The sequence below is a fragment of the Photobacterium sanguinicancri genome, from assembly GCF_002265265.1.
Classification (GTDB): domain Bacteria; phylum Pseudomonadota; class Gammaproteobacteria; order Enterobacterales; family Vibrionaceae; genus Photobacterium; species Photobacterium sanguinicancri.
Window position 1 is genome coordinate 1 of sequence record NZ_NOIF01000158.1, and the last position, 11,989, is coordinate 11,989.

Here is an 11,989-nt window from a genome sequence, read left to right on the forward strand (position 1 = left end):
ATCATAATGAGATAATATTGTTTGTATCTCGTACCTCACTTGTTAACCAGTTGTTCTAAGTATATTTAATTAATGATTTAAATAATCTAAAAGCAAGATCAAACGCAAATTTTCATGATTTTGAAATACCCTAGAGGCAACTTAAACGTATATTAAATATTAAAGGCAAAAGATTTCATTGGGCATACACTCTGTTTCGTGAAGGAGCGTAACGCACCATGTTTCGTATTAAGGATAGATATGAAAGCATATAGCGAAATCGTAGATAGCGAAAAGGTGGTATTCGACTACACATCTTTTCTTTCAGCGTCTTGCCAGCAACACCATTTAACGTTCATGGATGCACTCAAATCGATGATCCCAGCTTTTGAAGTATCTTGGAAATCATCAGCCCCAAGCGGATTATCAGATTCTGAGAAGTTGCAGTTACAAGCGTTGAAAGTGTTGTCTACAAGCGTTAGTGATGCAAATAACGTAATACGGCTACTAAGGCTTGCCCGCACAGAAGGAATCATGTGCTTGCAAATAACCATGCCGTACGCCCTCGATTACGATCAACTCGAAATGATCACAGACAAAACAGACTGTGATATTACGTTTGAAGATGATAACGGAGAAGTGCTGGGTATTTGCATTCATTAGCTTTGTAACGCATTAAAACGTTGATAGAACGATATAAAAAAGCCAGCGAATTCGCTGGCTTTTTTATGTGGTGTTTTTCTCAGTCTACACCTTACTGTATAACACTGACGATGTTATAGCATTCCGTGCCATAGCATGCCTACAGCTAAGGTTGCCGCTACCGTTAACAGACCCGCAGCCGCTTTCTCTTTTCCTAAAAAGGCGGATACACCTTGCTCTCGCTTCGCCTTGACATAAAAGTACAGTCCCGGAAGGTAAAGCAATGCAGACAGCAATAAGTAATTAAGACCCGATGCATAGAGTAGCCATAAACCGTAAAGCGTCGCGCAAATACCGACAATAAGAAGTTTGCCTCGGTTTTTCTGCTCGATAGCTACGCGCAGAGTATAGGCACCCACAAGGAAGTAAGGCACTAGGATCATTTCAGAAGCAATCGCTAGCAAAGTGTCATAAGTACCACCTGCAAATACCACAAAGAAAAGTGAAAGCTGCACACAAATATTAGTGAGTTTCAGGGATTTCACTGGGCTACCAGCGGCATTTTGTTCGGTGTAAACACGCGGGAACATATTTGATTTAGCGGCTAGGTATGGTGCTTCAGACGCTAATACCGTCCAACTTAAGAATGCACCACATACTGAAACCAATAAACCAACCCCAATAAGCACACCGCCCCAAGGGCCAAGAACATGCGTTAACACTTTCGCCATTGAAGGGTTCTGTAATTGCGCAAGGGCTTCTGTACTGATCACGCCCATTGAAAGCAATGTCACGAATACATAGATGGAAAGGGCAGTAAGTAGGCCAAGAATAGTCGCTCGGCCAATATCTTTACGGTGGCGAGCACGGCTTGAAACCACCACAGCCCCTTCAATCCCGATAAATACCCACACAGTAATTAGCATGGTGCCTTTTACTTGTGACAGCAAATCATGCTGTTCACCAAAATGTAAACCCGTAAAGTCGAATACAAAAGTATCCCATTTGAAGGCAATAAAGGTGGCAATAATAAAGATTATCAGAGGCACCAGTTTAGCCACGGTCGTGATCAGGTTGATGATGGCCGCTGTTTGAACGCCACGTAATACAAGGTGATGTACAGCCCAAAGTAAAACGGAGGAACCCGCAATAGCAAGCCAAGTATTCCCTTCGCCGAAGAGCACCAGTTCTGGTGTGTCGAAAAACATACCTAGCGTACTAAAAACGATCACTAAATAAGAGACGTTTGCCAGCATGGCACTTAGCCAGTAACCCCATGCAGAACAAAATCCGATGAAATCACCAAATCCAGCTTGCGCATAACCGAAGACGCCGCTTTCGATGTGTGGCTTCATTTGAGAAAGGTATTGGAAAGAGAGGGCAAGGAAAATCATCCCGATGCCGGTGATCATCCAACCTATGATTACTGCGGCAGGGCTGGCAACAGCTGCCATATTCTGTGGAAGGCTAAAGACTCCAGCGCCGATCATTGAGCCGATCACAAGCGCTGTCATAGAGCCTAACCCGAGTTTGTTATCCAAAATTGCACCCACTATAAATTCTTCGTGAGGGAGATAATAAAGGATCTTATTTTGCTTATTCGTGTGTTTGCACTAATTTTGTGACCTAGAGTGCTCATATCTAAGTAAATTAGACTGTTCATTGCCTTGGATCAATTATCAACTAAGTCATCAGTTAAATTGATGATAGTGTCGATATGACATATTTGTGCTTAATGAAACGTAATGCACTGTTTAGCTTGCTCCTTATTAATCACAAAGGCTAAAGATTTACCATTCTGTGCCGCTTGACGAATCGCTGCTGTTTGAAATGCCTCAATATTACCTGTTGTGATCACCGCGCTACAATTACCACTCTTTAATGCTCTTTCCATCAAGCTTGATAATGATTTTCCTTTGGTTTTATGAAGCACTAGTACTTTGTTTAAATCAATTCCCGCGCTGGTTAGTAGCTTTTTATCGAGCAAAGCGTCGTGGCCTATAAACATGATCCAGCGGTTTTCTTGATTGGCTTGCTTAAGTAAGCGTAGGAAGTAAGCAAGCTGAGTTTGGTGTTCGTCTGTGAAGCTAACTTCAATCGGGCAGCTAACAGACGGAGCAATAGAAACAGATGAACCTTGTAAAGATGAGTACGTTGATTTGTACGCTTGTGAAGCAGAAACAGAGTGTTGTGATTCAAATAGTTCAGCCATTGTCATCATCCTTACTAGTGGTTATCTATACATGCTGTATGTATATACAGTATTGTGAAATTAGACATTTGGCAACTGATAATTTTGAATATGGAAGAGTATTCAAAGAGATTAGGTATGTGTTTAATGATGCTTTTTGTTTTTAAGTTTCTGTTTATAAAGAATTATTTTCTGGTAGTGTTCAGGTTGTAATTAAAAGAAAGCAAAAAAGAGTGTGGTGTTTTTCTGACATATCTCACACTGTACACAGTAGTTCATACAGTAGTTCATACAGTAGTTCATACAGTAGTTCATACAGTTGTCAGTTCCAGTGTCAGTTCCAGTGTCAGTTCCAGCCTCATTTGGGATTCTGTATAGCTAAATGAGATTCTGATTTTCTTATTATCCTATTGTTTTTAATCGTTTTATTACGTAATGGGCATTTTGATGAAAATCAGCTTGTCTAATTTAGGTAGTGGAAACCTGAAAAGTGAGAGTCTAGGAGCTTGAATTACACACGCCAGCAAAGAGAACTGTATAAAGTGAATATTGGCCGGTATTACGTGAGGGTTTGTCATTGCTGGTGGTTAGAACCTAATCAAATTAGATCCCGCGATGCAGAACATGAGTTAAGTGCGCGATTTGCCTTCCTGCTTAGCCTTACATAGCCGATAGATTTCAATGTGGTGAACATCTGCCATGCCAGATAACGCTTAAAAATTGCGCATTTAGCTCTTTTTGTCTTATAAGTCGGTAGTAAATGCCTAGTTAATTAGACTTTCGTCAAATTACATATCCAATCAGTTGGTATTATATCGCCTGCATTTTGTTACTACGCATGCGGGGGCGTACCCGAGGGCGGTAGCGTATTTAATGCTCTTCATTATTGAAGTTGTTGTATGCGGCTTGGGTGATCTTTGGAGAGATATATACGAACACAGATCGTATATCTTGCGCGTATATCTGCGGATTTGGTGGGGATATACGAATTCAATTCGTAGAAGAAAATGTTATACATTTAGTTTAAATATAAGAGTAAAATGAAAAATAACGACATAATAAATTTAAAAGATAGGCTAGCTCAGAGAGATGGTCTTAAATGTGCGTTAACAGGTAAAAAGGTTAGCAGTGTTGACGACTTAGATATAGAGCATATTAAGCCAGTTTCTGAAGGAGGAGTAACTGAACTTGATAATCTTATTCTCGTAACAAAAGAGATGAACAGGAGTATTGGCAAAAATAACTCTTATCGAACAAAGATATTAATTGAACAGTTAGAAAGTAGACAAAAAGAGCTTAATTCTCGTGAAAAAGAGGCTTTTGAGCGTGAGGAACAATATAGAAATGAGCTAGCTCATCAGAAAGTTCAGCTTGAGAAATACAGGCAACAACTTCAAGAAGAACAATATGAAAGAGAGCGTCTGTTGACAAAAGAAATGGAAAGCCGTAAAAGCCATTTCAGTCAACAAGAAAAGTATCTTGCCGAAAATGCTGCTCAATTAAAACGTGAAAATGAGGAGTCAGAGAGACTCAGAACATTACTTTCGGAAGAAAAGAAATCATTAGAATTAGCTGTTCAAGAACTTGAAAAGGAAAAAGAAAGATATCGAGAGGAAAGTCGAAGACAAATAGAAGAAAAATCAAGTGATTATGTAAATGCTGCTCTTGAGTCACTGGAAGCTAAAGAGGCTCAATATCATTTGACTTCAAAACGATGGTCATTATTTGGCGCTTTTTCAATTTCCTTAGGTATTGCTATTTTAGTCTACTTTGGAATTGAAGGCTTTAATATTCTTGAATCAAAAGATAATGTTAACTGGAGTTTTTTGTTATTAGTTTCGTTTAAAGGTGTAATTATTGTTGGTTTGTTTATTGCTTTGTCAAAGTACGCATTTACATTCAGTCAATCATATATGCATGAATCTTTGAAGAATAGCGAACGTCGCCATGCTATTAATTTTGGTAAGTTTTATCTTGAATCATATGGTGCAGATGCTGATTGGAACCAAGTTAAAGAAGCATTTGAGCATTGGAACATAACTAGCAACTCAGCTTTTTCCAAACATAATTCAGATTCTTTTGATCCGAAGATTTTAGAGAATGCTGCTAATTTAATTGACTCAGTAAGTAAGATTACTTCAAAAACAGTAAAAAAATCTGAGTAAATGTATAACAAGGCCATCAATGTGATGCATTTTACTCGGCATTTTTGGTATGGAGTTTAGTGTGCTTTGCTAGTTCGGTGGGGCACACATTATGGCTGGCGTTATAACAAAAGGAGATATACTTGAACGAAGTTGTTGATATCATAGATTCGCATGATGAGGAATCTAGCAAACATAAGTTACTCGTAACATACTATTTTAAAAATAGGTCAAAGCGTTTTTTGAAGCATCAGCATATAGTTCAGGGCGAACCTTTTTCTTGGGGAGTAAAAATAAAAAACATAGATAGTAAGCCTAGTCCACAAGCAAAAATAATTGATGCAGGGGTTCAAGACCTTAACGACAAATTCTTTCATTACATGGCAAAGGATGAAATTCTTGTTCGCTCTTTAAACCCATCAGAAGAAATATCGATCCCAATTGAAGAGTCAACTTTATATCTGGATGGTATGTTATGGGCATATCTAGAATTAGAGCCGACTGAAGAAAATGCAACTTTTACAACTTACCAGATAGATGAAAAGACCGGTGTAGTAAGTAAATACCACGATAGTGATGATGACAATAATAAGTGGATGTGTGAGATTTATGTTCAAAAACGCATGGAGTTACTACAATCTCGTACTAATAATTACATATTGGCACTGACAATAATCACTGTTTGGGAATCAGTATTTGGCCTTAAGAATACACTTAAACTAATTGTTAATGCTCTTTCATCGTCTCTTTTCTATCTCTCTAAAATGATCACTTGGCTTGGCAATTTGTTATAACAAGGCAATCAAGGTGATGCGTTACACTCGGCGGTTTTGGTGCGGAGTTCGGTGCGCTTTGCTGGTTCAGTGGGGCACACCTTATTGCAAGCGTTAAATTCACGGAGGCAGCAAATGTCGCTGAATATCAATCAAATTGATGAGTACATGATAGCGTTAGTAACTAACGCAAGAGGACTTATTCGAGAATCAGAGCTACTTTTTAAGAAAAAGGCATACGCACGCTCTTATACTCTGTCTCATATAGCGAGAGAAGAATTAGCAAAATGCCAAATCCTATATGGCGCAGGTCGTAGATTGATTGCTGGGATCGATGTTAATTGGAAACAAACTATGAAACGTCTCAGAGATCACAAATCCAAATTGAAACAAGAAACCGTAAACAATGCAGCATTGTGTTTTATTGGTGGAAATGAGCAGGTTTACAATGATGCAATGCAGTCAGTAAAGGCTTCTTCAGACTTGCGTAATGACTACAAAAACAACTCTTTATATGTCGGTGTGTCCACGGATGGCAACATTTTGTGCCCAAATAATGTAATAGATCAGGCAAGGGCTCAACGTAATTTGGAGTTAGCTCGTTTTGCTCTTACAGAAGAAGTTAACTTTCAAAGCAAGGTTGGGAAAATATCCAAAATGGATCCCAAGAAATTGCCAGATATTTCTAAAGTGGATTCAATGACAGATTCTGAGTACAAAGCAATACTAGAGCAATTCTCAGCAACTGTCCGGAATACGTCTAAAAAGTGAATTTAACAAAAACATCAAGGTGACGCTTTACACTCGGCGGTTTTGGTATGGAGTTCGGCGTGCTTGGTAGGTTTATCGTGGCGCACCTTATGTTCGGCGTTAAACCTACGAATCAGTTCTGCGCATGGCATTCTTGTATACTTCGCTTCGTTCACGTTTCCCAACAGCAAGAACGGTAACAGTGATGACACCATCGTTTACTTCATAAACTAAGCGGTAACCAGATTGTCGTAGTTTGATTTTATACATATTATCGGCTCCAGACAGTTTTGAAGCCGGTACATGTGGGTTTTCCAATCGCTCAATCAGCTTCTTTTTAAACTGTTCACGAAGTGTAGCACCAAGTTTTTTCCACTCTTTTAGGGCTGATTTCTTGAAGTCTAACTTATAGCTCATTGATATCTACCGTGATGCTTGGCTCATCTTGACGTTCTTTTGCAATCGCAAGCAGCTCAAGATCTTCTAAACGATCCATAAGTAGTTCGTAGGCTTCAGCTGGTACACAATAGAATGCAGGTTCATTTCTATTCAATACAGCAACAGGTTCACCATAAGCACTTGATACGACTTTCATTGGGTTAGCTTTAAGCTCTGTAATGCTAGCTGCAACATCAGCAAGGATACGTGTGGTCATCTTAAAGGTCTCTTAATAGGTCTTCTATTAGGTCATTATAGATTGTGGTGTTGAGTTTTGCTATTAGTAAAATGACTGTTTGTACTTATACGAAATGGTAGGTTTAACACATATGAGCCTTCGGGCGTCAAGCGGCAAAGTGGATCCTATCGACCGCGTTAGCGGTCGACTAAAAGTCGATTAACAAGCGCGTCCTCTTCGTTAGTCAGAATGGCCTTCAAGTCACGCTTGCGGCAAACACATATTGAGGATCTCTTACGCAGTCTCAACTGCTGCCTGTTTAGTTGCATTCCATTGCGGTGAAACAGGGTCGCTAGACATTTATCGGTTAACCCACATCTATTCACTATTATATATCGACAGTGAAAAAATGTATTTTGGTCAACCTTCGACTAATAATACTGGATCATCAAAAGACAAGCGACATTCAAGTTTGAACTTGAAATCATACTTCACGAAAGTAATTTATTAACGTGTTCTACATGTAACACATATGAGCCTTCGGCCTCAAGCGGCAAAGTGGCTCCTATCGACCGCGTTAGCGGTCGACTAAAAGTCGATTAACAAGCGCGTCCTCTTCGTTAGTCAGAATGGCCTTCAAGTCACGCTTGCGGCAAACACATATTGAGGATCTCTTACGCAGTCTCAACTCTGCCTGTTTAGTTGCATTCCATTGCGGTGAAACAGGGTCGCTAGACAGTTATCGGTTAACCCACATCTGGCACTATTCAAATCTGACAATAGCGAAGATTGGTTCCATGGGCGGGTAAGTTATATTGACTCAAAGTGTTACTGACGTGTGCTTTGAGCATTGCGCCATGACGGATGATTTTCATTCGGCGACGTAATAAGTCACGTGTAGCACGCATTGATTTAGGGTAATGAGGCGACAGGGAATGTACCACCACGAAGTAGTTTAGCAATTTTAAAAGAATCAATTTTGTCGTTTTTAGCTTTACCGCCGTGAATCGCTTTCATGTACAAAGCATGTCCGAGAATAAAGTCGACCGCATTGTCTTCGCACCAGTCGGCTACCCAATACCAACAATGCATACATTCAACGCCGACAATAATATTTCCGATATAGGGCTCAAGAATTCTCATTAAATGTTCGGGCGAGGCTTTAATCTCTTGATGGATACATATTTCACCATCATGGTTGATGATGCAGACATATAAAGAGCGGGCATGGAGATCTATCCCGCAGTAATAAGGGTGGTTCTTCGTATAAAATTGCATATGAGTCTTCTCCGTTTTTTGGTTTAGTCGCCTTCCTGCATACTCCTTTGGGGCATGTTGTCGGAGAAGGCTCAATAAGTGTCAAATGCATCAAGGTGACACCACCAACGCTCGGCATTCTAGGTATGATTTTGCTTCGGTGTTTTCGGTGGTCTATCAACATAATAGTAATGCGTTGCTGGCGTATTATGGCCGATGTTATGTGTTCCGCTGTGTTAGCGGAACGTAGAATCTTGATTAACAATTGGTGTTGTCAATTTTACACGATACTGTATGTGTTTCTTTTTTTAGTTTACTGCTGCTCGTCTTAACGGCTGTTGTTTTACTTAGAAATAGTTTGGCTGACTCCTCACCATTCTTTAGTGCTAGATTTAGCCAATGGTATGCTAAATATTGATTCTGTGGGAAACCACAATCACCGTCTTGAAAGCACATTCCTAGATACAATTGACTAGTAGATAGACCATTTATCGTGGCACTTTCAAATCTGACTATAGCGAAGATTGGTTCCATGGGCGGGTAAGTTATATTGACTCAAAGTGTTACTGACGTGTGCTTTGAGCATTGCGCCATGACGGATAATTTTCATTCGGCGACGTAATAAGTCACGTTAGCACGCATTGATTTAGGGTAATGATAGGCGACAGGGAATGTACCACCACGAAGTAGTTTGGCAATTTTAAAGGAATCAATTTTGTCGGTTTTAGCTTTACCGCCGTGAATCGCTTTCATGTACAAAGCATGTCCGAGAATAAAGTCGACCGCATTGTCTTCGCACCAGTCGGCTACCCAATACCAACAATGCATACATATAAAGAGCGGGCATGGAGATCTATCCCGCAGTAATAAGGGTGGTTCTTCGTATAAAATTGCATATGAGTCTTCTCCGTTTTTTTGGTTTAGTCGCCTTCCAGCATACTCCTTTGGGGCATGTTGTCGGAGAAGGCTCAATAAGTATCAAGGCAATGCTGGACTTCACCCGTTTTAGTGGACATGCAAAGTCAATTAGGAGGTTGCTATGCCTGCGTATAAAACGGGTAATAAAACACCGCAATATTCACTAGAATTTAAGTTGAAAGCGGTGTGTAGTGGGGCTTCGAGACTCACCGAACCGTTAAATCGGTGGCTGAGGCTTTAGATATTCATCCATTCATGCTTTCTAAATGGAGAAATGCATATAAGGATGAGGTGATACAAATGGTGAAGAGCAAGGATTTGGCTAAGCCAAAAAAGCTAAACAGAATGATGAACTTGAAAGCCTTAGACAGCGAATAGCTGAGCTTGAAGAAGAAAATGACATCTTAAAAAAGTGGCAACGCTATCAAGCGGAACAAAGGCGGAAAGGTTCGGATTCATAAAGCGTTGTAGCAAGCTTCACTCCGTGAAGAAACTTGCAACCACCTTAATTGGGCGTTGATTCTGTAATTGAACTTGGTTAACTGAACTCAAGAAGTGATCATGCTAGTCTCAAGACCATATTATATTTAAAGTAGTAATTACGATGTCAGAACATTTTGAAGGTAAATTTGAAGTTGAGTTAAAATATCGATTAGCGTCTAAATCTCAGTTCTTAGAGACGTTAAACTCGATGAAACATGAAGTTATGCTTCAAGATAACCTAGAATCTGATTGGTACTTTGATACACCAGAGCAACACCTTCTCGTTAATAATAAAAGCCTTTGTATTCGCGAAATGGAACCCTCTGGAATTAAGCTTTGGATCGTAAAAGGACCAGAAGCCGACCGTTGTGAAGCAACCAATATTACTGATGCAAATAAAGCGAAGAGTATGTTAAACACAATGGGTTATAATCTTGTGTTATCAATGAAGAAGACGCGTAGTATTTATTTCGTAGGTAAATTTCATATAACAGTTGATAACCTTGATGGGCTGGGTGACTTTGCTGAATTTGCAATTATGACAAATGATGAAAGCTTACTTGAAAGCTATCAGTCAGAACTCATTCATTTAGCCAGTCAGTTCGGTTTGACATCCAATGAGCTAGAACATAAGTCATATAGAGTTCTTTATTCAGAAAGTCTTACGTTATAATAAAAAATTTGAGAGTGACTCCCAACACGTGGCTATTTCACTTCGGTTCGAATGTGGTGTTAAGGGCGCAGTGGCCTAGCTTGGATGTTGTAGCATTATCGCTCCTTAATTGGGCGTAATGCTCCTCTTTGTTGAGTATTTGACGGCTACAATTAGTCTTTATGCTAAATTTGCATTGAATAATATAAAATTACAATAGGAACTGAGTAATGAATAGTAAAGTACTAAGGTTTGGTTTTATCGCCGCAGCATTAATGAATATTGGTGGTGTGCTAACTTTCTCTCGATTTTTTACTAACTCGGTAATCAATGAGTTCGATCCGGTTGTAATGTCTAATTTTGGCCTACTTATGATCCTTGTTTGGGGGCTTGCATATTTAGGCGCTTCTTTTGTTAACTCAAATATTAAGTGGTTAGCGGCGGCTTTTGCGCTTGAGAAGCTTGTATATGTTATTGCTTGGCTAGTTTGGTTTTTAGGTAATGATATTAGCTCTGTTTATGAACAGGATTTATTTGCAGGCTTTTTCTATAGTATCTACGGCCTAAATGATTTTATATTTATGCTGTTTTTTGCTTGGGTTTTTATACGTCAGAATAAGAACGCATAATCTATCATTGATTAAATGCCTTTGTTATTCATCAATAGATAATGACAAAGGCTATATCAAATTAACCGTAGAAAAGCGCATAACACATAAGAGCCTTCTGGCGCTGGCGGATCCCCACATAATTTACGCACGATAATTGTTCCTTGCCATTATAATTAGGATGCATAACTTCCAGCGCATTAGAAAAATAAGCGAAAATTCATCTTGCTTTCAATTTTTTATGTTTATGGTGAATTCATTAGCTCGGAAGGTAAGTTGCGTGTCTACCGATTGAACTACAACGTTATTTTGTAGGGATTCGTAAATTACAGGCGTTATGTGTAGCTAACTAGTCCTATAAATGTGTTCTAAATCATAGTAATAACATATAGGTAAGTGGTTGCAATTGCACTGCGTTGCATTTGCGGCTGGACTGCATTATTCTGCTTTCATTTGTTAGTGATATCAATGTCTTGTGATTTTTTATTTTGACTAAATAAATAGAGTTGTGCATTCATCACCTTTGTAATACTTAATTGGAATAGTTCATGAATAATAAAATGTTGTTAGTTTGTGCGTTAGGTTTTTCGTCTTTAATTGTTGGCTGTGGCAGCGATAGTTCGAGTGAATCTGCAAGTGATGAATCAAATGCAGTAAAAAAACAGTTTTCAAGTGAAGTGGTAGGAACATGGGAAAAGTCATGTTTTCCTATTTATGACCCGCTGGATGCGAATAAGATACTTGCTTATAATTCAATGTTAATGACTGTAAAGTCAGATTTATCATCAACAAGTAAAGTGGAAGTTTATGCTACTTCTGATTCTCAATGTTTATCATCCACCAAAACTATCACAATGGGTTCAAAATTTGATGTAGATGGAAAAATATCAACGGATGAAAGCTATGAAGCTTATGCTGTAAATATAATACCAAAGAGTATTGATGGTGGTAGCTGGGAAAGTGAATCTACTGTTTA

Annotated in this window: 11 protein-coding genes and 3 pseudogenes; 8 read left to right on the forward strand and 6 right to left on the reverse strand. The window is 39.1% G+C overall.

Features of this window, described 5'->3' with window-relative positions:
- Positions 1-240 precede the first annotated feature (240 nt).
- The gene (locus tag ASV53_RS18685) at positions 241-642 is read left to right on the forward strand and encodes a hypothetical protein (protein ID WP_062691051.1); all 402 of its coding nucleotides are present in this window, start codon (positions 241-243) and stop codon (positions 640-642) included.
- Between the two features lie 113 nt (positions 643-755).
- On the opposite strand, the gene ASV53_RS18690 is transcribed toward ASV53_RS18685, so the two are convergent.
- Together ASV53_RS18690 and ASV53_RS18695 are read right to left on the reverse strand one after the other, a co-directional pair.
- Positions 756-2,162 (reverse strand): basic amino acid/polyamine antiporter, encoded by a 1,407-nt coding sequence (locus ASV53_RS18690; RefSeq protein ID WP_094958214.1) that lies wholly within the window; start codon positions 2,160-2,162, stop codon positions 756-758.
- 191 nt (positions 2,163-2,353) lie between these two features.
- Positions 2,354-2,833: a cell division inhibitor SulA gene (locus tag ASV53_RS18695; protein WP_094958206.1), complete on the reverse strand. Its 480-nt coding sequence runs from the start codon at positions 2,831-2,833 to the stop codon at positions 2,354-2,356.
- 1,019 nt (positions 2,834-3,852) lie between these two features.
- Here ASV53_RS18695 and ASV53_RS18700 point away from each other — a divergent pair.
- The 3 genes from ASV53_RS18700 (at position 3,853) to ASV53_RS18710 (ending at position 6,500) form a co-directional block, all read left to right on the forward strand.
- Positions 3,853-4,977: an HNH endonuclease gene (locus tag ASV53_RS18700; RefSeq protein WP_094958207.1), complete on the forward strand. Its 1,125-nt coding sequence runs from the start codon at positions 3,853-3,855 to the stop codon at positions 4,975-4,977.
- 122 nt (positions 4,978-5,099) lie between these two features.
- Complete coding sequence (locus tag ASV53_RS18705; RefSeq protein ID WP_094958208.1) at positions 5,100-5,750, forward strand: hypothetical protein; 651 nt, start codon at positions 5,100-5,102, stop codon at positions 5,748-5,750.
- A 114-nt stretch (positions 5,751-5,864) separates the two neighbouring features.
- Positions 5,865-6,500 carry an AbiV family abortive infection protein gene (locus ASV53_RS18710; protein WP_094958209.1) on the forward strand — a complete coding sequence of 212 codons (636 nt, stop codon included), beginning with the start codon at positions 5,865-5,867 and terminating at the stop codon, positions 6,498-6,500.
- Between the two features lie 105 nt (positions 6,501-6,605).
- Here ASV53_RS18710 and ASV53_RS18715 read toward each other — a convergent pair whose 3' ends face one another.
- The 4 genes and pseudogenes from ASV53_RS18715 to ASV53_RS18730 form a co-directional block, all read right to left on the reverse strand.
- Positions 6,606-6,896, reverse strand: coding sequence for a type II toxin-antitoxin system RelE family toxin (locus ASV53_RS18715; RefSeq protein ID WP_011221261.1), 291 nt, complete (start codon positions 6,894-6,896; stop codon positions 6,606-6,608).
- Entirely contained in the window at positions 6,886-7,134 is a 249-nt protein-coding gene (locus ASV53_RS18720) for a type II toxin-antitoxin system Phd/YefM family antitoxin (protein WP_094958210.1), read from the reverse strand. The genes ASV53_RS18715 and ASV53_RS18720 overlap by 11 nt, the downstream gene beginning before the upstream one ends.
- 743 nt (positions 7,135-7,877) lie before the next feature.
- Positions 7,878-8,373: pseudogene (locus ASV53_RS18725) on the reverse strand (IS110 family transposase); the annotation flags it as partial.
- A gap of 496 nt (positions 8,374-8,869) precedes the next feature.
- A pseudogene (locus tag ASV53_RS18730) lies at positions 8,870-9,248 on the reverse strand (IS110 family transposase); the annotation flags it as partial.
- A 235-nt stretch (positions 9,249-9,483) separates the two neighbouring features.
- Between ASV53_RS18730 and ASV53_RS26235 the strand changes: the two are divergent.
- The 4 genes and pseudogenes from ASV53_RS26235 to ASV53_RS18750 form a co-directional block, all read left to right on the forward strand.
- Positions 9,484-9,648 (forward strand): annotated as a pseudogene (locus tag ASV53_RS26235) (transposase); the annotation flags it as partial.
- Positions 9,649-9,874: 226 nt separating this feature from the next.
- Positions 9,875-10,426: a class IV adenylate cyclase gene (cyaB, locus tag ASV53_RS18740; protein WP_094958212.1), complete on the forward strand. Its 552-nt coding sequence runs from the start codon at positions 9,875-9,877 to the stop codon at positions 10,424-10,426.
- Positions 10,427-10,635: 209 nt separating this feature from the next.
- Positions 10,636-11,034: a hypothetical protein gene (locus tag ASV53_RS18745; protein WP_094958213.1), complete on the forward strand. Its 399-nt coding sequence runs from the start codon at positions 10,636-10,638 to the stop codon at positions 11,032-11,034.
- A 527-nt stretch (positions 11,035-11,561) separates the two neighbouring features.
- The coding region (locus tag ASV53_RS18750; RefSeq protein WP_141226275.1) for a hypothetical protein at positions 11,562-11,989 on the forward strand (428 nt) is incomplete at its 3' end.